The organism is Limibacter armeniacum, assembly GCF_036880985.1.
GTDB lineage: Bacteria > Bacteroidota > Bacteroidia > Cytophagales > Flammeovirgaceae > Limibacter > Limibacter armeniacum.
In genome coordinates, this window is record NZ_JBAJNO010000009.1 from 221,802 (window position 1) to 244,195 (window position 22,394).

At 39.5% G+C, this 22,394-nt stretch carries 17 protein-coding genes; 11 read left to right on the plus strand and 6 right to left on the minus strand.

Annotated features, from left to right (window positions below):
• Positions 1-72: 72 nt before the first annotated feature.
• Positions 73-1,134, minus strand: a complete 1,062-nt coding sequence (locus V6R21_RS18525) for a nucleoid-associated protein (protein WP_334245078.1) — start codon at positions 1,132-1,134, stop codon at positions 73-75.
• Positions 1,135-1,539: 405 nt separating this feature from the next.
• On the opposite strand from V6R21_RS18525, the gene V6R21_RS18530 reads away from it, so the two are divergent.
• From V6R21_RS18530 to V6R21_RS18540, 3 genes are all read left to right on the plus strand, one after another.
• Positions 1,540-2,112, plus strand: a complete 573-nt coding sequence (locus V6R21_RS18530) for a nitroreductase family protein (protein WP_334245079.1) — start codon at positions 1,540-1,542, stop codon at positions 2,110-2,112.
• A 57-nt stretch (positions 2,113-2,169) separates the two neighbouring features.
• Positions 2,170-2,616: a hypothetical protein gene (locus V6R21_RS18535; protein ID WP_334245080.1), complete on the plus strand. Its 447-nt coding sequence runs from the start codon at positions 2,170-2,172 to the stop codon at positions 2,614-2,616.
• A 90-nt stretch (positions 2,617-2,706) separates the two neighbouring features.
• Entirely contained in the window at positions 2,707-4,038 is a 1,332-nt protein-coding gene (locus tag V6R21_RS18540) for a hypothetical protein (RefSeq protein WP_334245081.1), read from the plus strand.
• Between the two features lie 82 nt (positions 4,039-4,120).
• On the opposite strand, the gene V6R21_RS18545 is transcribed toward V6R21_RS18540, so the two are convergent.
• Complete coding sequence (locus V6R21_RS18545) at positions 4,121-7,297, minus strand: TonB-dependent receptor (RefSeq protein WP_334245082.1); 3,177 nt, start codon at positions 7,295-7,297, stop codon at positions 4,121-4,123.
• Between the two features lie 961 nt (positions 7,298-8,258).
• Here V6R21_RS18545 and V6R21_RS18550 point away from each other — a divergent pair.
• From V6R21_RS18550 to V6R21_RS18560, 3 genes are all read left to right on the plus strand, one after another.
• Complete coding sequence (locus V6R21_RS18550) at positions 8,259-9,671, plus strand: LysM peptidoglycan-binding domain-containing protein (protein WP_334245083.1); 1,413 nt, start codon at positions 8,259-8,261, stop codon at positions 9,669-9,671.
• Between the two features lie 139 nt (positions 9,672-9,810).
• Positions 9,811-10,671, plus strand: coding sequence for a universal stress protein (locus tag V6R21_RS18555; RefSeq protein WP_334245084.1), 861 nt, complete (start codon positions 9,811-9,813; stop codon positions 10,669-10,671).
• A 159-nt stretch (positions 10,672-10,830) separates the two neighbouring features.
• Complete coding sequence (locus V6R21_RS18560; protein WP_334245085.1) at positions 10,831-11,931, plus strand: Nif3-like dinuclear metal center hexameric protein; 1,101 nt, start codon at positions 10,831-10,833, stop codon at positions 11,929-11,931.
• Between the two features lie 62 nt (positions 11,932-11,993).
• Here V6R21_RS18560 and V6R21_RS18565 read toward each other — a convergent pair whose 3' ends face one another.
• Positions 11,994-12,659, minus strand: a complete 666-nt coding sequence (locus V6R21_RS18565; protein WP_334245086.1) for a beta/alpha barrel domain-containing protein — start codon at positions 12,657-12,659, stop codon at positions 11,994-11,996.
• 402 nt (positions 12,660-13,061) lie between these two features.
• Here V6R21_RS18565 and V6R21_RS18570 point away from each other — a divergent pair, with 402 nt between their 5' ends.
• The 5 genes from V6R21_RS18570 (at position 13,062) to V6R21_RS18590 (ending at position 18,981) form a co-directional block, all read left to right on the plus strand.
• Positions 13,062-13,973 (plus strand): hypothetical protein, encoded by a 912-nt coding sequence (locus V6R21_RS18570; RefSeq protein ID WP_334245087.1) that lies wholly within the window; start codon positions 13,062-13,064, stop codon positions 13,971-13,973.
• 278 nt (positions 13,974-14,251) lie between these two features.
• Entirely contained in the window at positions 14,252-16,252 is a 2,001-nt protein-coding gene (ispG, locus tag V6R21_RS18575) for a (E)-4-hydroxy-3-methylbut-2-enyl-diphosphate synthase (protein WP_334245088.1), read from the plus strand.
• A 77-nt stretch (positions 16,253-16,329) separates the two neighbouring features.
• Entirely contained in the window at positions 16,330-17,244 is a 915-nt protein-coding gene (locus V6R21_RS18580; RefSeq protein ID WP_334245089.1) for a hypothetical protein, read from the plus strand.
• Between the two features lie 87 nt (positions 17,245-17,331).
• A complete protein-coding gene (locus tag V6R21_RS18585; RefSeq protein ID WP_334245090.1) occupies positions 17,332-18,294 on the plus strand; it encodes an isopenicillin N synthase family dioxygenase in 963 nt (320 codons plus the stop codon).
• Positions 18,295-18,591: 297 nt separating this feature from the next.
• Positions 18,592-18,981 carry a response regulator gene (locus tag V6R21_RS18590; RefSeq protein WP_334245091.1) on the plus strand — a complete coding sequence of 130 codons (390 nt, stop codon included), beginning with the start codon at positions 18,592-18,594 and terminating at the stop codon, positions 18,979-18,981.
• Between the two features lie 23 nt (positions 18,982-19,004).
• On the opposite strand, the gene V6R21_RS18595 is transcribed toward V6R21_RS18590, so the two are convergent.
• The 3 genes from V6R21_RS18595 to V6R21_RS18605 all read right to left on the minus strand — a co-directional run bounded on the left by V6R21_RS18595 (position 19,005) and on the right by V6R21_RS18605 (position 22,371).
• Complete coding sequence (locus V6R21_RS18595) at positions 19,005-19,532, minus strand: GNAT family N-acetyltransferase (protein WP_334245092.1); 528 nt, start codon at positions 19,530-19,532, stop codon at positions 19,005-19,007.
• An 86-nt stretch (positions 19,533-19,618) separates the two neighbouring features.
• Positions 19,619-20,839, minus strand: coding sequence for a glucose/galactose MFS transporter (gene gluP, locus V6R21_RS18600; RefSeq protein WP_334245093.1), 1,221 nt, complete (start codon positions 20,837-20,839; stop codon positions 19,619-19,621).
• A gap of 266 nt (positions 20,840-21,105) precedes the next feature.
• Positions 21,106-22,371, minus strand: a complete 1,266-nt coding sequence (locus V6R21_RS18605; RefSeq protein ID WP_334245094.1) for a sugar MFS transporter — start codon at positions 22,369-22,371, stop codon at positions 21,106-21,108.
• Positions 22,372-22,394 lie beyond the last annotated feature (23 nt).

Genomic DNA, 22,394 nt, shown 5'->3' on the forward strand with positions numbered 1-22,394 from the left:
AATGCAATTATCATTTATTTGACAAAAGAAGTTATTTTGTTACCTATTGGCAGCCAATTTTGGCTTCTTCTATCATTCTTCTTCATGAAAATACACGATGTAGTAATTCATGTTCTTATCGTTATCAAATCCTTTCTCGATATACTGCTCATTTCCTTTGACAGCAATCTGAACTTTACCACCGTCTAACTTGATCAGGCTCTTAAAGTCTTTTTTCGATTTCTTAACTGCTTGTGAGGAAATATTGAACTCATCATATACCGGAATCTCATATTTCTCCTTGAAGTCCTTCTTGTAGTCCGAGAATGCATCAATCACCTGTGGCTCTTCAATCACTTCGTTTTCGAACTCCACCACGTTGAACTCATCCTTTTCAGAGAAATATTTCAGAGAACGGTTCAACAGGTCAATCTGCTGAGGTTTCTCCACATTATGGTCCTCATTAAAGACATCCTCCACAAAACCTCTACAAAGCTGCAAATAGTTCTGTGTATGGTAATAACTGTCTTCACGGGCCATCAAACGCAAGAAACTCTCTTTCCAGTATTGGGCTTCCACTGACTTTTGAGGACTGTCTTTAAGAATTACCTTAAAACCTTTATCCTCTTCAGATTTCACAATCAGACAACCTTTATCAAGTTTCTTGATATTAACCCCTTCCTCTTGCTTCAACTCAAACTGACCATTTTCCGAATCGCTTACCTTCAGGAACCTTTCCTTGTTCTCAGATTTGAAAAGTCCGATCGCATCCACTACATCACCATCCACGATGCAGTCTTCCAAGTAAGCAACATAAAATTCACCACCTTTGATACGTGGGTGTGTCGAGTTTCCATAAAGGTGCTTCGCCATATTTTGGGACTGAAGCATAAACTCATCAAAAGGGTTGGCAAAAAGCCTACGGGCAAACCCAAACATTTCATTCAGGTTCAAATCACCTGACTCATCCCAGAAATGGTACATAGCCCCTTCCTTTATAGGCTTCAGGAAATATTCCATCACTCCTTTTTGAAGGTTGCTACCCTCTTCAAGAGCCAATTCAAACTCCCCTAAAACAAGATCTTCTTCCTGTACCTTGTTGCCCACTTTGTGAAGGGCGATATGCTTCAGCTTTACACTGTTGAAATCGAGCATTGTCTTCGTATGGTTTAATGGTTCGGATGGTGAAATAGCAATGATTCACTTCTACCGGAAATGTACATTTCGCTATTCAAAAGCTGCAAAAATAAGAAAGCCTTTCGTAAAAAAAGGCTTCTTTGTAAAAATTAAATACTATTGTGATCTATTCAGCTCTGATTACAGACATTATATTTTTTTGGGGAACTTTTATCGAGTATCTTCTTTAAATATTTCGTCCAATTAAACTGAACGTTTAACCTTTCACTTACTGGAGTTCGAAATATCGTACACCTAATAATACGCTTTGGACACAAACTAGAATGAGCACATTAAAGAATGTACCTGAGATATTTAATTATTTTTAATTTTCTTTAATTTAAGTACACTATAACCCACTTTAAACAATAAACCCAATACGTGATGAACGAAAAAGAACTTTCTATCAATAGTCTGATTGAAAGAAGATGGAGTCCGAGAGCATTTTCAGACCGTCTGATTGAACCCAATAAAATCCACCAACTATTTAAAGCTGCCAGCTGGGCTGCCTCAAGCTTTAATGAGCAACCTTGGCGTTTTATTTATGCGACAAAAGACCAACCGGAAGGATATAAAAACCTGCTAGATTGTTTGGTCGAATTCAACCAGCAGTGGGCCACCTCTGCTCCTTTGCTAATCCTTTCAGTTGCAAGCAAAAAATTCCAACATAATGACACCGTCAACCGTCATGCTTGGCACGATGTAGGACAAGCAGCAGCAACTATGGCTATCCAAGCCACGGAACTAGGATTATATATGCACCAAATGGCAGGGTTTGACTCAGAAAAAGCACAAAAAACACTGGGCATACCTGATGAGTTCGAACCTGTAGCCATGATTGCTGTAGGATATATAGGCGATCCCAACTCATTACCTGATGGTCTTAGAGAAAAAGAGACAGCACCAAGAAGCAGAAAATCACTTGAGGATTTCACCTTTCAGGGAAAGTGGAAATAATCTCAGCACAAACATCCTATTAGCTTTACTTTACTACTATCAATACCTAATTATTATATGAGACATACCAAACAAGTACTGAAAGATGTATTTGGAAGCAAAGAAAATGGCTTCGAGTATCTAAAAAAATGGAGAACGGGAGACAAAAAAACGCCTGTACTGTTTGTATATACAGAACAGGACCCCACTACTGTCAATGATTTTGCTAATTGGCTTACCTCAATGGTACATGATGCGGATGTATTTAGTGGTTCACAGTTTACAGCCAATAAAGTTTCCAAAAACACAGTCATTGTCAAAGACATTGGAAAGGTTTCTGAGGATATGTTAGATGAGGTAATCAAGGCGATGAAAAATGATAAAAGGATTGTGGTAGCTGCATCTCAGCGCCCCACTATTCTTGATTTTATACATGATGCCTCATTACGTGTCGCTAAACTAGAAGCATTTGATATGGATAAAGCTAATGAAGAGATACAGGATTTGTTAAAGGAAATAAGCTAGCAACCACCATATCAGTGTTTTGAAAGTGCCGATGCCATTTATTGGCGGTCGGCTTGTTAGGATTAGGAATCTGAAAATACCTTATTCGTTATGATTTTCGGTGTAATCACCCCACATCAGGAACCCGTAGGCAGAAAGAGCCTTGACAGGCTATTGGCTCAAGGCTACTTCAGGCATGGATACATTGTAGCCGCCTATGAAATGATGTACTTTGATGAAAAGATACAAGGGGTTGTCCCGTTAAGAAGCAGGCTTCAAGGCTATGAGTTTTCCAAAAGACAGCGTAAGCTAATTAGAAAAAACCGGGACAGGTTCAGGAAAGAGGTTCGCCCACTAAAAATAACAGCAGAAAAAGACCGCTTATACAGGCAATATAAAAGCTACCGCTTTAAAGAGCAGGTAGAACGGTCTCTCAGTGACTTCTTTGGCTTGACTGGAAACCCTTATGCTAAAAAAGCCTATGATACATGGGAAATAGCATTCTATGACGGAAATAAGTTAGCGGCCATCAGCTTTGTTGATATAGGTGAAAAAGCGATGGCAAGTCTCTTGTGTGCTTTTGACCCTGACTACACTTCCTACAGTCTAGGTTTCTATTCTATGCTGGAAGAAACAACTTTAGCCATGGAGTTGGGACTCGACTACTATTATCCGGGGTATACACTTGATGGTCCTTCCTGTTTCGATTACAAACTGAGAGGAAACAACCTAGAGTTTTATGATTGGAAAGCTAACTGGAAATCCTGGAATGAATTTAAAGCAGAATCCACATTATGCTTCCAACAAAGAAAAGTATTGCTTCAGGGCATTCAGGATATCAACCGTCAGTTAGAGATAGAAGGTAAGATCGTTGAACACACAGAGTATTTTAGCCATATATGGCATGACACATTTGAGTTAGCCAATGTAGTCAAAGCGCCATTTTACTTGTCATTCAAACTTAGTCCTTATCATGAGATTGTGGTTCGGTACCTAAATCAGGAAGGTACTTTTGTAGCCGAGACCTGTAATTACCAGACACATAACCAACTACAGGATTATATAGAGACAAAAGACACCAAGCAAATCTCTAGTTTGATCAAAACACATTACCTTAAGATCAACCACCTGTATCAGAATCTTTTCGCCAAACTGAAAGAGCTGGAAGAGAGCCTTTACAATGAGGATGAAACCTATCAGGAGATCTCATTACAAGGAAGTTCAAGGATTTTCCCTGAATTTATGTGGCTTTCTTTTACGTCAAGAGACTACAACTGGGCTGTTGGCCTTCGTTTCAATGACGGTATTCCTCACTACATCCCTTCCTATTACTCTTATAGAGAAGGACAATGGAAAAACTGTGGATGGGCAACCACTACTAATGAGGTTAAAGAGTTGATCAACAGAAAAATTGAAGAATTAGGTTGTGAAGAATTTACCTAATCGCTTTTCTTCTAATAAATAAAAGCGCCACTTTCCATAACTGGAAAGTGGCGCTTCTTTATTTTTAAAGTCAGTGTACCAATTAGAAGATCCAACGAGCACCAACTTGCATTTGCCATTTAGACAGGATTGACACATCCTCTGTGAAAGATTCAGCCAATTCAGTATCAAATGAGAATGTAGGAACGTTTGTACCATCCTCGTAACCTTCGAAAGTGATAGGTCTTGTAGTTGTTGGCAATTGTCTTACACCCCAATCAGAGTTCAGCATGTTACCAAAGTTCAGGATATCAAGTGAAAGTTGCAGCGTGTTCTTTCTACCTGCAAACTCAAAGTTGTAGTCCTGCAATACTCTAATATCAAATTGAGAATACCAAGGCAGCATAGCACCGTTACGGTCAACGTAGTCACCTCTTCTTTCGCTCAGGTAAGGATCCTGCTCAATAAATGCGTTCAACGCAGTCCACTGATCAGCAGCCGAAGCCTGAGGTGTGTCTACCAGTTTGATATCGCTTGAAGTAGCTGGCACAAAGATCAGGTCGTTGTTAGCAATCGCATCTCTGTTCATATCACCTGAGTAAGTATAAGAGTATCTGTTACCTTTTGCGATTTCTCCAAACATTGCTATTGAAGTAGCCATCTTACCACCCAAGTACTCTTTTCTGTAGCTTACAGAAGTGATAAACCTGTGACGCAAACCGTATCTTGAGTGCGCGAACTGAGAGTTGTTCGGACCCATTACCTGAGGGTTACGTTGGAATGCATCCGCAGCAATCTCCGCAGGAATTGATGTAAAGTCCTTAGACTCCTGGAAAGTATAAGCAGCCATAACGTTCAGTCCTGAAAGGAATGCTTTCTTCACTGTACCAGTAAGTGAGTATTGGTAACCTTTGTCTACGTTTTCCAATACAATTGCACCTGCCTCAAGGAAACCAACTGCATCAGCAGAACTTGAGTAGATATTTGTTTCGTTAAAACCTCCGTAGATTGGTCTGTTGTCTGTACCTGTTGCATTTTGTGAAGGAGCTGTCATGTTGTAGTTTCTGTGTACTACAGCATTCAAGTCCTTAGAGTAGATACCTTCAACTGAAGCGAACCATCCTTGACCGAATGAGTGATCATATGCCAAGTTAGTTTTCCAAACTTGAGGGAATTTAAAATCATCTTCTGTATCATTTACCTGGAACTCATAACCTGGGTCAATTCTAGGGTTAGAAGATTGGTTACCTAACCATACAAATGGAATACGACCTGTAAAGATACCTGAACCACCTCTCAATTGACGTGATTGATCACCTTTCATATCCCAGTTAAAACCAACTCTTGGAGACCACAATGGCGTTGCGTCAGGGAATGTAGAAGGATCAACTGTTGCTTTGTTTCCGTCTGTATCAACCCATCCGTCAAATTCAGCAGTAGTAGCATCATAAGCAATTTTGTTCAAGTAGATCGGCATATCCATTCTCAAACCTACTGTCAATTTGAAGTTGTCTGTTGCCTGCCACTCATCCTGCGCGTAGAACGCTAGCTGAGCTACATCTACTTCAGCCATAGCATAAGGATTTTGCTGTGATGCAGCAATGTCTGCACTAGGGTTTGGCGTATAATATGCACCTACACCATCGTTAGCATTTGAATCCCAAGCCTGATTTATCTTAAAATCCTCTACATTATTGTAAACATATTGAGGATAGTAGAACAAATTGAAAGAGTTGTTAAACTTGAAGATTTCCAAGTTAGTACCCACCGTGATTGTATGCTTGTCCATATAGTATGTAAAGTCATCACGGAACTGAAAGATATCTTGATCCAGTAAGTTATTAGTTGAGAACATCTCTGAACCAGCAGTGATTGCAGTCTGACCTTGTGCATTCAGAATGTCAATTACTGGGAATGGCTCAGACCAAGGCTCTCTGAAATCACGGAATGCTGAATAACCTACTTGTAACTTGTTAGAAGCTTTGTTACCGAAACGTGAGTTCAACTCAGCCATCAACGAGTTGATGTTGTTGTTCATTCTGTAAGATGAGTTCGAGAATGGCAGACGGTAAGGTTGTGGACCTCTACCACCAATCGCTTCAGGGTGAGGAAGGATGTCTTTCCATGCTTTCAGGTAGTTATAACGAATCGAGAAGTTATGATCATCATTGATGTTCCAGTCAAGTTTCACCAAGATCTTGTCATTGTATTTCTCATGGTTATAATTTTCAAAGTCGCCAGCGTCATATCCCCATCTCTCCATCATGATGTTTTTCACATCCATCACGTCATCATATCTCACTGAAGTAATGTTACCACCTACTTCTTCGCCTTCACGCTGAGCCACGAATCCGTGCGCTCTTTCATTTGCTCTTTCAATCTCTCCGTTTACGAAGAAGAACAATTTATTCTTGATAATCGGACCTCCCAAAGAGAAGCCTGACTGTACATTTCTATAGTCAAGGTTTTCAACAGTTGAACCCGCAACCTTGCTACCAATCATACCTTCATTTCTACCGAAGCCGTAGATTGTTCCGTGGAATTCGTTTGTACCTGACTTGGTTACAGCGTTCACACCTGCTCCAGTAAAACCTCCCTCTCTTACATCGAACGGAGCCAATGATACTTGCACCTGCTCAATCGCATCCAATGAAACTGGCTGTGCACCTGTTTGTCCACCTGGCGTTGACACATCAAGACCAAATGAGTTATTGAATACCGAACCGTCAAGGGAGAAGTTGTTGTAAAGGTTGTTTCTACCACCGAAGCTGTTACCATCAGACTGAGGAGTCAGACGAGTAAAGTCTGAAGCTGAACGGCTGATTGTCGGAAGTGTTTTCAGTTGCTCACTACTAACACTTGTAGCAGCTCCTGTTCTGTCACTGTTAATGTCTCCACCTTTATTAGCCGAGACTTCAACTTCCGCAAGGCTGATAGCATCTTCTTGCAGTGTGATGTTTAATTTCTTAGTTGTACCAAGTTTCAGGTAAACATCTGTCATTTCCTGATTTTGGTAACCAATAAAAGATACTGTAATTGTGTAAGGACCACCTACTCTCATACCTCTTAGTGTATAGTTTCCATCAAAAAGAGTGGAAATACCATACTGAGTACCTGATGGAGTGTGTACAGCTATTACGGCTGCGCCTGGAAGAGGCTCTCCATTGTTGTCGGTTACTACACCGCTAATAGAGGCGGTCGTATTCTGTGCGATAGCTGTGCCGGTGAAAAACACAAAGCCCAGCACTAGTGCGAATAATTGATGAAGTTTAATCTGCATTTTTTTGTTTATCAAAGTTGAAGTTTTTGTGAACTTTGAATTTCAATGCAAAGGTAACTGTTAATTCATCTCGTCAAAACGTTAATCCAAGTTAAAACATTGACGAAAGTTATGCACTTCACTAATAAACCCTTGAATAATTCTATAATAAATGAATATAAATCAGTGCCTTAACACAAAGTTCAAACAAGCGTAAATATTGTACTATTCAAAGGACGCGTTTTCAACCCCTCTGTTTTATTTCAATCTGATTTAAAGAATAAACATACGATTTTTAACAAATCAGGAGAATTTTACAGCACTTTCCCACCCTTTAATCAGCATATATAAATGAATGAACATACACTTTACCTGAGATTCAATTTTGTACTTATCATAAATGCTCCCCTTCTCCATTAACAACTTATTCATCTTTAATTCATACTAGAAAATTACCATTTCTATTGAAGGGTAAAAAACTTATATTTTTTTTAATTTTTTTCAGACTCAAATGTTAATAGCAGTGCATTTATCCGTTTTTGAACGAATTTCAGTGAATCGACCCTCTAATTTTAACTTATAATAGAAAAAGTTCCTTCATTAATAATAATTATGAGTTACTCTCAATAAAGTCATATATGAGAAGCATTTATTAAATATGTACAATTCACAATAGCATGAAAGAATATTCCCTAAAAGGGGTATTTACATTTTCGTATTTAAACTATACAAAATTTCTCCCTTTATAATTCCATCCTTTGAAAGCCTTGAGAATATGGGTAAAACACAATGCCAACTCAGTATTTTGAAGAAAAAACTATAAAAAATCACATATTTCATTACATTTGAATGACTTACATACATATTTAGCTGATAAGAAATGTGTTTTATCACTGTCAGTATAGACTTTTTACTAGCTGATAATAAATACTCTTACAGCTGATTTTGCAATAAACCGTTAAAACAAAACCAAGCTGTTGACATGACCTATCAGGAATTGGTTGAACTATATCCTTTTGACGCCAATTTACCACTGGCGGCCGGAGACCTATGCTGGCTTTATATCTCTGATAATGACCCTGAAAACAAAGCGCTTATCAAGGTTATTGAAAACGAACGCCTAATCACTACACAGACATCGTCAGGCTTCCAAGTAGGGCAACGCCTTGTACTGGAAGACACCCCTTCTGTTCCTAAACAAGCATCCTTTGGCTTAAAGTCTTATAGCATATATACTTTTGAGATGCTCTCTGAGGATATAATCCAACTAATTGAACAGTTACAATCCACTAAAGATGAAGATAAGCAGCTCGAACTGGAGGCCGCTTTACTGGAGTCTATGGAAATGTTACCAGTCAATCCTGATGAAAAACTCAAGTCAATAAAAGCCTGTTTTTATGCCAAGCAATATGAAGACGCTTTCAAAGGGTTGGTATATAATTACAAGGACCAACTTCTATTGGATGGGGAAACATTATATATGTTAGGCTGGATGTGTTTTCATGGGTTAGGTACCTTTAAAAACAGGACTCAAGCAAAGGTTTTTCTTAATGAGGCAGTCAAACTTGGAAGAACTGATGCTATAAGTCTGATAGAGAAAATATCTGAAGAAGAAAAGGTCAACACATTCACACCACCTGAAAGCGAAGAACATAAGGAAAGAACTCAACCAAAGGGTGTAGAAAAGTATTACCCTTCCGTTAAGTTACAGCTCACCCGATATGGTATAGTAGCAGCCGTTGCATGTATCCTTACACTTTCTTTGAACGGTTTGTTTAGGTTAGCATTTTCTTCTGGCAGCAATAACGACAGCACAGAAATAGCTCAAGCCAATTCAGGTAATACTGAAAACTCCAGCAATGACAAGCTCTATGAAAGCACAATGCAAAAGGCACGAGACCTTGTCTACCACTTTAGCAACTACCATCAGGGCATCCCACAAATAAGGAAAGCCAAAGCTATACTGGATGAAGCTTTGGTAGACTATGACTTTTCAGAAGCTCAAAAGGAATCCATCAAAAAGTACAATACCAAGCTGGAGGAGTTGAAAGACAATCTTGCAGATTACAAAAAAGGACTGTTCTGGAAATTCTATACATCTCAGAGTGGAGAAACCGCTGAAGATATTGCTGCAAGATTCAATATTATCTCGGACAATATTCTATATGCTTCCAACGGAAAAGAAGTACCAGAGGAAAAGGTGATAAAAAATGCTACAAAGCTTAAGATAGGTTTACCGGTTATGTACTTTGACCACAAAGTACAGCAGGGAGAAAACCTTGGACTGATATCTTACAAGTACAATATAGAGATAGAGGATATTCGAAAACTGAACAAGTTAAGCAGTGATATCATCCATCCTGGCGGCACATTAAGAGTCTATATGCGCTATTAATCTACTATAGGAATGACAATCACCTTTCATGGTTGACTAAAGTCAACATTTTAGGAGAAGAGACCCTGTACATTTGTTATACAATCAAGGAATAACACAAAAATTTTACTCTTTTCTCTGACTTAAACAGATCATAACCATGAAACTCAAACGAATACTCGTTCCGACCGATTTCTCTGAAGAAGCGAACAATGCTTTAGATGTTGCTGTAGAAATCGCAGATATTGCGAATGCTGAAATCTCTCTACTTCATGTGGTAGATGTACCTTCTGTTACACACTACGACAGTGTAACCGCCATTGGAGGTGTAGATGAATCCCCTGAACTTTACAATGTATATACTGGCTCACTACAAAAAGTAGTTGAGGCAAAAATGAAGCAAATCAGCGAGCAGTACCCTAATGTACTGATCCACGAACATATTGTATTTGACTCCCTTCAACGTCATATTGCCTCTTTTGTAACAAAAGATGAGACTGACCTGATCGTGATGGGATCAAGTGGCATCCACGGAATCGATGAGCTGTTCATTGGCTCAAACACAGAAAAAGTGATCCGTCTGGCTAAAGCTCCAGTACTTACTATCAAACAGAAAGAAGACAGCTTCTACCCTCGTGAAATGGTATTCGCTTCTACTTTTGATAAAGTATCTGATAAGACAGCACTTTCACTGAAAGTATTCCAAGAGTTGTTCAATGCGACACTTCACCTTGTAAAGGTGATTACACCAAACACTTTTGAAGCAACTACTTATACCATCGAAACAATCGAGGAGTTTGCGAAGAAGTACGGTTTTGAAAACTACAAGATCCATACTTTCAACTTCTTCTCTGAAGAAGAAGGTATCAGGGTGTTTGCTGATCAGATCAATGCAGATATGATCGCAATGTCAACTCACGGTAGAAAGGGAATTTCTCACATGCTTTTGGGTAGCATCGCTGAAGAGGTAGCAAACCACTCTCACAAATCAGTATTGACTTTCAATGAGCATTACAAATAAGAAAAGTCTCCAGTAGGTAAGTTAAGTTCATATAGTTTGTTTGAAAGCCCACCACTCGGTGGGCTTTTTTATTGATTCCCATTGAACATCTGTCCTTGAGATGGTTTCAACGCATTTGTTATCTTGCAAGCATATTTCAAATTCAAAAACAGACTTACCATGAAGGTTAATGATATTATCAGGTTTCTGGAAGCCGAAGCCCCTGCCAGCTATCAGGAAAGCTATGACAATGCAGGGCTAATTACAGGAACAGGTCAAGAAAGTGTAACTGGTGTATTATTCTCTCTTGACTGCACTGAGGAAGTCGTTGCTGAAGCCGCAGCAAAAGGATGTAATTTGATCGTTGCACACCACCCTATAGTATTCAAAGGGCTCAAAAGGTTCAATGGAAAAAACTATGTGGAACGTACCATTATCAGCGCTATCAAGCTAGACATCTGTATTTATGCCATTCATACCAACCTTGATAATGTACATACAGGGGTAAATGCAAAAATTGCATCCAAGTTAGGGCTTAGCAATACCAGAATAATGGTTCCAAAACAGGATACACTCCTGAAGCTGACTGTCTTTGTCCCTAATGAGAATGAGCAAGAACTGCTAAATGCTTTAGCTGAAGCTGGTGCTGGCAACATTGGCAACTACAAAAAATGTAGTTTCCAACTGGAAGGCAAAGGTACTTTTATGCCAAATGAAGTTGCCCAACCTCATATAGGAGAAGCTAATAAACTGGAGACAGTTGCTGAAACAAGAATAGAAGTGCTATTCCCTGCACACTTGAAAGGTCAAGTACTGGCAGCCATGAACCATGCCCACCCATACGAAGAGGTAGCCTATTACTTACATAAACTGGAAAATACCAATCAGGAAGTTGGTTCGGGTATGGTAGGTGAATTGGATGCACCAATGGATCCAAAAGCATTCCTTCATCACCTAAAAAATGCGATGAACCTAAATGTTATCAAGCATACAAACTTGAATGTTAAGGATCAGATCAAAAAGGTAGCGATTTGTGGGGGTGCAGGAAGTTTTCTATTGGGAGCAGCCAAAGCATCAGGAGCTGATATTTTCATAACAGCTGACTATAAATACCATGAGTTTTTTGATGCTGAAGAGCGTATCATCATTGCGGACATCGGTCATTATGAAAGTGAAGTATTTACCAAAAACCTATTGCATGATTGGGTTAGTAAAAGGTTCCCTGAATTAAATACCGTATTGTGCGAAACGAACACCAACCCTGTTTCCTATTTTGTATAAAACATAAAAGCCGGAGGGAGAAAACTCCTTCCGGCTTTATATATCCAACAAAATCTAACCCCCTATTTCAGGTCCAGCAGTCCGTCGATTTCTTCCTGCTGAAGGTTAGCCTTATCTCTCAGCTCCTGACGAAGGTCATTTCTGACCATTTCCTCAGCAGAAGCCACATCATATTTCATCGTCATCACCATATAGGTATACTTGCCTTCCTTCTTCTTCAAAACTACAACCGGCTCTGTTCTACCTAATCTTGCTGCTACCCTGTTTTGGTAAGCACCAATTACTTCTGTTACCGAAACAGCATCCTCCAAGCCTTCTGAATTGGCAACATTTGACTTAATCTTACCTACAATTTCACTACCTATTTGGTTAGCAAAATCTGCCAGACAAAGTTGATAAACCTGCTGCTTGGCGGCTGCATAGTTTTCTGCCATTGCCTCCTGAGTAGTCAGGAAGTATTTTTTCTGACCTCTGTCATTGGTTACATAATGTAGGGCATAAGAGTCTTCTAACTGCTTGTGAATTGGAGGATCACCAAGAATAGCAGAGAACCCTTTCTTTTCATATTGCTTTGCTTCTTTTCTTGCAATCTTAATAGATCGCTTATTGGCAAGTTTTAGCGCTTCCTTTCTCTCCTCTTTGGTTTGAGCCTGTGCCGAACCAATTGAACCAGCTGTAACAATTGCAGCTACTAGGAACAAGGATAAAATTGTGTTGATTAACTTCATATAATATTAATTTTGGTAGTCGTAACCTTTTGCTTTATGATTAGACACTTACTAAAGACTTTTGGACAGACAATCCTATAAACTTTTAGTGCTATCTAATCACTTTTCTTCATAGAAAACCTTCTCTGTTAGCCATTTATCTCATTTGAAATAAATCGATCACCTCTAATTTACTTCGTTTCCTTTATATTATACCGCTTGAAATAGCCATCATGTGTTGAATTTAGATATAAGCTTCAAAAAGAAAAAGTACATCCCCTTCTTTATATAAATCAATCCAACTGTTAGTATATTAGTTTCAGTTAATCTGAGAAAAGAAAAAGTACTATTTGTAATTATATCCATTTTCTTCTGTCAAATTGGGGTACTGAATGGTCTTTGTTAATAAAGAATATCCTAAAAATGAGAACACACCCTTACTTTATCATATTACTTGTACTGACCATTTTCGGTAGTACCAACACATTTGCACAACGTACAAAGAAAGTTGCGGCAACGATGACTTTACCTTTGGAAGACAGCCATTGTGTAGGATCCTTTAAGCAGGACCTTCTAAGACAAACACAAATTAAGGCATTGGCAAAAGAGTTTGGAACCATTGTACAGCAAGGAAACGACTTAACCGTTACCAATAAAGAAAATGGATTTGAAGCAAGCAGTGGAACTGAGTTAACTACACTTACATCATCTGAAGTAAAAGGTGAATGGATTTCCACAACTGAATCCTCTTTTGAGTGGATTCTAAAACAGGAAGGTGGCAAGCAGGTAGTATACCTAAAATGCAGTGTAGAAGGAAAAGCCAGAGCAATTGATGACACACCAATCGGGTTTACAGCATCTACCCTCTCGTGTAATCAAACAGGAAATTGTGAAACAACCACCTTTCAGGATATGCAAAGCCTTTATGTAGGTTTCCAGTCTCCTGTAAATGGCTATATGAGTATTTTTATGAGAGAAAAGGATAAAGTCTATCGCCTTTTCCCCTACTCAAGTACCAATGGTGAAAAGGGAAATGCGGCTGAAGTAAAAGCAGATCAGGAGTATATTGTTTTCTCACCAGAGCATGCCACTGAAATGGGAATAAGTCCAAGAATAGTGGATGAATTGCAACTGACTACCATGGGAGAAGACAGGCTTTTCAATCGGGTATATGTTGTGTTCTCACCTAAACCTTATAAGAAACCTATACTTGATGAGGAAAATGGGGGACTCAAGACACTTTCTCCTGAAGATTTTGAGAAATGGCTCAGTAAAAATAAGGGAATGAATAAAGAGTTTCAGGACAAAATCATTTATATCAGTGTAGCCAAATAAGTAGCTATACAATACTATAAGGAGCTGGCAGCAATCACTGTCGGCTCTTTTTATTTTAAATTAATCCAGCTTTCACCTCACATTTTTGGCATATTTTAAGTTTAATTCATACCGGATTACACGGAAACATACATCAGTTATATTAAATTTGCATCGTATATGCGATCACTTAAGGCTACATAAGTCACTAAGTCACATATTTTCAATCTGATAACAATCAATGACTGAAGAAACAAAACAGTCTTTCTTCATTGCATTTTGATCATACTAAACTTTTTATGGATTCGAAGACCATTATTCACCCTTACACATACTGTAACAGTCTGACGGAATATTCGAGAAGGAAAACCATTGAGGTAAACATTGGAGGTGTACCACTTGGAGGAGACAATCCTATCCGCATCCAATCCATGACTACCGTTGACACAATGGACACAATTGGTTCTGTTGAAGAGTCAATCCGAATGATTGAGGCAGGGTGTGAGTACATACGTATTACAGCACCAAGTATCAAGGAAGCAGAGAACCTTGGGGAAATTCGTAAGGAATTACGTGCAAGAGGTTACGAAACTCCGCTTGTGGCTGATATCCACTTTACCCCAAATGCCGCTGAAATGGCAGCCAGACTGGTTGAGAAAGTGCGTATCAACCCAGGAAACTATGCTGACAAGAAACGATTCGAAATCATTGAATATGATGATTATACGTATGAGGCTGAACTGGAACGAATCCGTGAAAAATTCACTCCTCTGGTAGATATCTGTAAGGAATATGGTACTGCCATGCGTATCGGCACCAACCATGGCTCTTTGTCAGACAGAATTCTTAGCCGATATGGTGATACACCTATCGGTATGGTTGAGTCTGCACTAGAGTTCCTGCGTATCTGCGAAGACCTGAATTACCACAATATTGTCCTTTCGATGAAAGCCAGCAATACACAGGTGATGGTTCAGGCTTATAGGTTGCTTGTACAAAAAATGGCAGAGGAAGGACTCAAGCCATACCCACTCCACTTGGGAGTAACAGAAGCAGGAGAAGGAGAGGACGGCAGAATCAAGTCTGCTGTAGGTATCGGAACACTGCTTGAAGATGGCTTAGGTGACACTGTTCGTGTATCCCTAACAGAAGCTCCTGAGGCTGAAGCACCAGTGGCAGCAGCACTTATCAACCGTTACAACGATCGTGCTGCCAAGTCCAAGGAGATTCCTACCAAACTGGAAGTTACGCCAAAAGACCCTTTTAAGTATGAAAGACGTGTTACCAAGGAAGTAGAAAACTTTGGTGACCATAACGTGCCAAGGGTCATTGCAGACTTAAGCCATTTGTCACAGATAGAGATGAAAGACCTGAAAGCTGTCGGTCATTTCTATTTGCCAGCTACAGACAAATGGGCGATGAATGACCACGGTTGTGACTATATCTATACAGGCAACAACAAACTGGATTTTATGTTGCCTAATGGGGTTAAGGAAGTTTTGGACTATTCTGCTTGGGTCAATTCAGCTGACAAATCCAATGATATTCCAATGCTCACAGCCAAGGAGTTGAAAGAAGGTGTAACTCTTCACCCTACCTTGAATTTTGTCAAAGCTTCCATTCAGGATATGGATAGTTCCATGAATGAATTGCTTCAATCAAAAAATAATATAGTACTGGTAATCGCCACAGACAATGCACATGCAATGCCTGAGTTGAGAGCACTTCTTCTGGAGCTTTATAAGCAGGAAATCAAAACGCCTGTTGTTGCCTGGAGAACCTACTCTTCTGATTTGGACAATGATCAGCTTCAGCTTTACAGTGCTACAGATGTTGGTGGGTTACTGATTGATGGCTTGGGTGACGGTATTATGCTGACGCCTGCATTAGATCAGGAGACCAATAGAGAGCGCACAATTGAACTATTAAAAACATATAACAGTACGGCATTCAATATTCTGCAAGCAGCACGTACAAGAATGACCAAGGCTGAATACATTTCTTGCCCTTCTTGTGGAAGAACGCTGTTTGATCTCCAAGAAACTACCGCCATGATCCGTAAAAGAACAGACCATCTGAAAGGTGTGAAAATAGGCATCATGGGATGTATTGTAAATGGCCCTGGAGAAATGGCAGATGCGGATTACGGTTACGTAGGCTCAGGTAAAGGTAAGATCACGCTTTACCGAGGTCAAGAAGTCGTGAAGCGAAGCGTTCCTTCTGAAAAGGCCGTAGATGAACTGATTGAAATTATTCGGGAAGATGGCAACTGGCTAGAACCTGAATCGATAGAAGCATAAATCAACATTAAACCGATGGATCACTTATTAGAGTGGCACATCGGTTTTTTGTTATAGAACACTAACCCAAACTAACTATGTATTACCTGAAAACGCTATGCATGATGCTTCTGCTGATTGCATGCACTTCCTCCACTTCTGCCCCTGAAGGCGCTCCTTTTTCTCATTACGAAGGCTTTGGTAAATACTGGTACAAGGGAGAGGCTGAAATTACTACCTATGAATTGCAACAGCCCCGATATGGGCAGATGCGAAAAGGACATGCTATATTGGTAATGGTGACTGAGCCTTTCAACAAAACGAAATATGTAAAATCCGATGACCCTGAAGCTAAAGATGCCGTAACTGTCTTGAAATACAACCTGATTAAACGCTTTACAACAGGTATCTATGATTACTCTCAAATGGAGTCCGTATTCACTCCAGTTAGTAAAGCCTCTTTACCGGCATCCCTCAAAGTAACCTATTCGAATCAAGACTGGTGCGGTCAGTACTTCAGCTCCATGACACACACAGGGAAAGGGCTTTATATTCAACACCATTCCTATTTTGAGGGAGCTGAAACCAAAAAAGAAACATTAGCAGTAGACCTTCTGGAAGATGAGCTTTTTAATGTCATCAGAATCAATCCTGAAATCCTGCCAACAGGGGAACTTACCATAATCCCCAACTTGCTTACTACAGAAATGCTGCATCAGGATCATGCTGCCCATAGTGCAGAAGCATCTTTAAAGAAAAATGAAAATGGCCTGATGACCTATACATTATCCTACACTGACTTGCCTAGAAAACTTGTCATTAACTTTGAAGGTGAGGCACCATATGCCATTGAAAGTTGGGAAGAGTCATTCAAGAGCAGCATGAATGGACAGGAACTAACCTTGAAAGCTACCAAGAAAAAAAGAATCTGGTCTCCGTACTGGAACCAGAACAGCCATCAGTTTGACAGCCTCAGAAATGTGCTTGGACTCTCACAGGAAATGAATGATTAGTTCTCTAATTAATAGCTATTCAAAGTGAAGTGTTATATTTGCACCACTAACATACATATTAAATCATAACACATTTATACGTTCTTTATGGATATTAACAAGATTGCAACCGTTGACTTTAATGATTTAATGTCTGGCGATGCACAGAAAAAAGCAGCGTTTGTAAAAGAAATGGGAGACTCATTCTCCAATATGGGGTTTGTTATTGTCTCTAACCACGGTGTGACTGAAGATTTAAGACAAGAACTTTTCAGAGTATCCAAAAAATACTTTGAGCTTCCTGAAGATGTAAAAGCCAAATACGAAATCGAAGGGCTTGGTGGCCAACGTGGACATACAGGCAGAAACAAGGAAAGCGCAAAAGGTAGTGACCTTCCAGACCTTAAGGAGTTTTACCACGTAGGTCAGGAAGTTGAGGACAACGATCCGATCAAAGATAACTATCCTGACAATGTTTGGCCTGAAGAAGTGCCCGAACTTGAGGAAATCTCCCTAAAGATTTACAAGACTTTCGAACAGACAGGAAAGAACCTGCTTCGTGCAATTGCCTTGTACCTTGGACTGGATGAATTCTATTTTGATGATAAAATCCATAACGGTAACAGTATCCTACGCATGCTTCACTACTACCCTCAGGAAAATGTCGACAACATTCCTGACGGTGCTATCAGGGCTGCCGCACATGGTGATATCAACCTGATTACTTTGCTGATGGGTGGAAGCGCTGAAGGACTTCAGGCACAAGCTTTAAGTGGCGAGTGGATTAATGTTCAGCCTAATCCAAATGAGATTGTTATCAACATTGGAGACATGCTGGCAAGGCTAACCAACAATAAGCTTAGATCAACGATCCATAGGGTAATCAACCCATCGAAAGAGAACCTCAAAACTTCTCGTTACTCGATGCCATTCTTTATGCACCCTAGAGCGGAAATGGATCTTACTTGCCTTGAAAGCTGTGTTAGTGATAAAAATCCTAAACAGTATACTGATATGACAGCTGGAGAATTTTTGACTGAAAGACTAAGAGAACTTGGTCTGTTGAAATAATCAGCATAATATAATAATATCAAAGCGGTATAGAATTCACATTCTGTACCGCTTTTTTGCTTTAGAAACATATGCTATCAGATAAAAAAAACTTCTTCCAATCCATTTTTCTCTATAAAATCAGTTATGATAAATAGAATTACTGATAATAATACTATATTCTATATCAATTAAAATCTCATGTTTAAACACTTAATTTTCAACACTTTTTAAGGTTAAAACAACCAATATTCATCTTAAAATTTAGAACGGTTTTAATTGGTAGCTCATTTTTATTTTCAAGACCTAATTATAGTCATGGGACCAAAAATTAATAGCATACTTCTTATTGACGACAATGACTCCACTAACTTTCTCAATGAACTAATCATAGAGCGAGCTGCATTTGCAAAATCTGTCGTGACTTTACAAAGTGGACCACAAGCGCTGAACTATCTCAAGCAAGAAATACCTGACCTAATTTTATTGGATGCCAATATGCCTGGAATGAGTGGCTGGAAGTTTATGGAAGAGTATCGAAAACTGGACACTTCCAAGCAAAACAAAATCGTGGTCATCATGCTAACCACTTCCATTAACCCCGATGATAAGGAAAAAGCTAACAGTATACCGGAAATCAATGGATTCAAAAACAAACCATTATCACCTGAGATCCTGTTCCAGATATACCAAGAACATTTTGTCTAAATAAGCCATTGTCTTGCCGAAAGCTATTCTGCAAGACTCTTTTTATGATAAACATACAAGTACTCATCCATCAGCTTTCCGTTCTTTATCACAGCCTTCCTATGGATCGCTTCCAGTTGAAATCCCACTTTTTCTAATACCCTCATGGAAGCTTTATTATGCTCAAAAACTCCTGCAAAAATCCTGACTACCTCAAAAGTTTCAAAAGCATAATCTACCATAGCCTTGACTGCTTGTGTGACGATACCCTTCCCCCAATACGGCTCTCCTATAAAATAGCCAATCTCAAGGTTTAGCCTATATACATCAGTCATTTTCATAATGCCAATGCTGCCTATTGCCTCACCATCCACAACTATGGCAAAATTCTCTAACGGGTCTGCCAGATTCGCCAGTTTTATCCATACTTCTGCATCATCCAATGTATAAGGATGAGGAAACCGATCCCTCACATTATTGAATATCTTCGGGTTGTTGGCATATTTCAGCAGTGCAGGAATATCCTCGTTGCGCCATTCTCTTAGTACTCCTTTCTCAAAATTGATTTCCATATATCTCAGCCATATTATGGTAAATAAAAAAGCCACCATAAACTTAATTATGATGGCTCCAAGATATCTATATTTTCAGAATTTGATTACCTGACTTTATGACCTTTGATCGCATAGAATAGAATAAACAGGTATGCAGGTACTGTTACCCAATAAGCAGACTGAATATCACCCAGCTCATCTTTTACAAAACCAAATACCAATGGCAGCACAGCACCACCTACAATACCCATTACAAGTAGAGAAGCACCCGTCTTGGTAAACTTGCCAAGGTCAGCAATTGCCAACGGCCAAATTGCAGGCCACATCAGTGAGTTTGCCAGACCAAGTACTGCAACGAACCAAATTGAAGTTGCTGCAGGTGAGAAAATAACAAGCGCTGAACTAACTACACCCAACCATGCACAAAGGTTAAGTGCCAAGTTTTGAGAGATTACTTTAGGAATAAAGAATACCCCTACAAGGTAACCTACCACCATAAAGATCACCGTATAAGTCGTGTAAGTCGCTGGGTTTTCAAGTCCAACACTGTCAGCATAGTCTACAATTGTAGCCAAAGCAATCGTCTCAACACCTACATAAGCAAACAAGGCTACAACCCCCAAGATAAGGTGAGGAAACTGCATGATACTCGTCTTGCTGCTAGCATATGAAGAAGCCGGTGTCTCACTGTCTTCCTCATCTTCTCCTGCTGCCTTCACTTCTGGAAGTGGCGCAAAATTGGAGAAGATACCCAAGATCACAAAAATGCCGATGATCAGGTAGAAAGGAAAGTTGATAGATTCCAGTGATGGAGACTCAAGGTTCATAAACAAGCTCAAGAAGATTGGAGCAATTGCCCATGCCGCCTTATTGATAATCCCCATAATACTGATTCTCATTGCAGCACTTTCCTGTGGACCCAAAATAGTGATATAAGGGTTTACTGAAGCTTGAAGCAAAGTATTACCCAAACCACTGATAAAAGAGGCTAACAAGAACAATGGCAAGCTTTCAAGTCTTGCGGAAGGAACAAAAAGAGCCAATCCTATAGCAAAAAAGAAAAAGGACAGCATCATCCCTTTCTTATACCCTACCTTTTTAATGATCAGACCTGATGGATAACCAAATACTATAAATGCTGAAAAAGTAGCAGCCAATACAAGGTAAGATTGTGTTGAAGAAAGGTCCAGCGCCTTCTTCAGAAATGGAATAAGGTAACCATTGATTCCCAGAGCGAAACCGATTACAAAAAACATCACTCCAATGATGGTAATCGGTAATAAAAAGCTCTTTTCCTGTGTGGTTTTTACAGTTTGTGTAGCCATTAACGTGTTATTTATTTAGTTGAAATATTAAGCAAATACTAAGAACGAATATAATTTTTTATCCTAATTATCCTATGCTAGCCCAAACTAATGTTGACTTTATACCAGTTTTCAGAATTTTATACGGCTCAATTTTCACCATAAATGGGGATTGACATATTCAAATCACAGGCATTTTCATTTTCAATTATTAATTAATGGATACAAAAAAACCTTCTGGTTTTCTATACCAGAAGGCTTCATATAAACTGTATTTTATTTAACTATTAAGCTTTCTTATGTCCGTTGATAGCAAAATATGCCAAGTAAGCATAACATAGCAATGGGATGATGTAAGCCAGCTTAATACCAACTGCGTCACTAAGCAACCCTTGTATGTATGGCATAATCGCACCACCAGCTACAGCCATCATCATAAAGCCTGATGCTCTAGTCGTATGGATACCAAGCCCATCAACACCCAAGGCAAAGATACAACCCCACATTACCGAGTTGAACAAACCAACAAGAATCAGCATCAGGATAATTACAGGTACATTCATACCGAACATAGAAACTGTAATATCATTGCTAATCAGAATACTACCGGCAATCAACCCAATATTGATCACTGCAGCCACCAACAATGCTTTTTCGGAAGCTACCGTCTTCAGGATTGGCACACCTACAAACCTACCAATCATTGCCATTAACCAGTAGTATGCCGCAAACTTGGCACCTATTTCTGCTGAAAATCCTCCGATCGTCTCTGTCATATAGAATACGATAAAGGATGCAACCCCTACTTCAGCACCTACATAACAGAAAATACCCAATACGCCAAAGCGAAGGTTTCTGAATGAGAAAGGGCCTTTTACTGACTTAGCCTCTGCTTCCTTCACCTCTTCTGTTGTCTCATCTACGATTTCAGGAAGTTTGGAAAAGAAAATGATCACGGTAATCAGTGCGACCAAAATTGTAAGGAAAATGTACGTCAGTCTAAGGTTTTCACCTTGTTGAGTCGTATTCAATGCAGCATTCAAAATAAAAGCACCTCCCAAGGTTGGTGCAATATAAGTTGCCAACGAGTTAAGTGCTCCGGCAATGGTAATACGCATAGAGGCACCACTAGGGTCTCCAAGCTTTGCCAGATACGGGTTGGCTGCTGTCTGAAGAATTGCAATTCCTGCTGCCACAATAAATGTCGCTATCAGGAAAACTGACGTAGAGGCCATATTTACCGCCAGCAAGTAACTCAACGACCCTGCGGCCACTACAGCCAAACCTACCACTACTGATAGCTTATATCCTATTTTAGATATCAAGGTTGAGGCTGGCAATGACATTACAAAGTAAGCGATGAAAAAGGCAAAGTTGACAATTTGGGATTGTCCTGGTGTCAGACCGAAAGTGTTTTTAGCATAAGGTGTCAGAACGTTACTGTTCAAGGCAGTCAATCCTCCAAAAATAAAGAAGATGATCACCATTGCCACCAATGGAATAGTATAATTGGGTCTGGCAGCTGTCTGTTGATTTTTTAATGATTTTTCCATTATCTGATCTCTGTCAATCGTTG

Bases quoted from the DNA above. Each gene is read 5' to 3' on its own strand.
- V6R21_RS18570 (WP_334245087.1), top strand. From the start codon at position 13,062: ATGAGAACACACCCTTACTTTATCATATTACTTGTACTGACCATTTTC.
- V6R21_RS18580 (WP_334245089.1), top strand. From the start codon at position 16,330: ATGTATTACCTGAAAACGCTATGCATGATGCTTCTGCTGATTGCATGC.
- V6R21_RS18585 (WP_334245090.1), top strand. From the start codon at position 17,332: ATGGATATTAACAAGATTGCAACCGTTGACTTTAATGATTTAATGTCT.
- V6R21_RS18540 (WP_334245081.1), top strand. From the start codon at position 2,707: ATGATTTTCGGTGTAATCACCCCACATCAGGAACCCGTAGGCAGAAAG.
- V6R21_RS18590 (WP_334245091.1), top strand. From the start codon at position 18,592: ATGGGACCAAAAATTAATAGCATACTTCTTATTGACGACAATGACTCC.
- gluP (WP_334245093.1), bottom strand. From the start codon at position 20,839: ATGGCTACACAAACTGTAAAAACCACACAGGAAAAGAGCTTTTTATTA.
- V6R21_RS18545 (WP_334245082.1), bottom strand. From the start codon at position 7,297: ATGCAGATTAAACTTCATCAATTATTCGCACTAGTGCTGGGCTTTGTG.
- V6R21_RS18530 (WP_334245079.1), top strand. From the start codon at position 1,540: ATGAACGAAAAAGAACTTTCTATCAATAGTCTGATTGAAAGAAGATGG.
- V6R21_RS18595 (WP_334245092.1), bottom strand. From the start codon at position 19,532: ATGGAAATCAATTTTGAGAAAGGAGTACTAAGAGAATGGCGCAACGAG.
- V6R21_RS18565 (WP_334245086.1), bottom strand. From the start codon at position 12,659: ATGAAGTTAATCAACACAATTTTATCCTTGTTCCTAGTAGCTGCAATT.
- V6R21_RS18535 (WP_334245080.1), top strand. From the start codon at position 2,170: ATGAGACATACCAAACAAGTACTGAAAGATGTATTTGGAAGCAAAGAA.
- V6R21_RS18525 (WP_334245078.1), bottom strand. From the start codon at position 1,134: ATGCTCGATTTCAACAGTGTAAAGCTGAAGCATATCGCCCTTCACAAA.
- ispG (WP_334245088.1), top strand. From the start codon at position 14,252: ATGGATTCGAAGACCATTATTCACCCTTACACATACTGTAACAGTCTG.
- V6R21_RS18555 (WP_334245084.1), top strand. From the start codon at position 9,811: ATGAAACTCAAACGAATACTCGTTCCGACCGATTTCTCTGAAGAAGCG.
- V6R21_RS18605 (WP_334245094.1), bottom strand. From the start codon at position 22,371: ATGGAAAAATCATTAAAAAATCAACAGACAGCTGCCAGACCCAATTAT.
- V6R21_RS18550 (WP_334245083.1), top strand. From the start codon at position 8,259: ATGACCTATCAGGAATTGGTTGAACTATATCCTTTTGACGCCAATTTA.
- V6R21_RS18560 (WP_334245085.1), top strand. From the start codon at position 10,831: ATGAAGGTTAATGATATTATCAGGTTTCTGGAAGCCGAAGCCCCTGCC.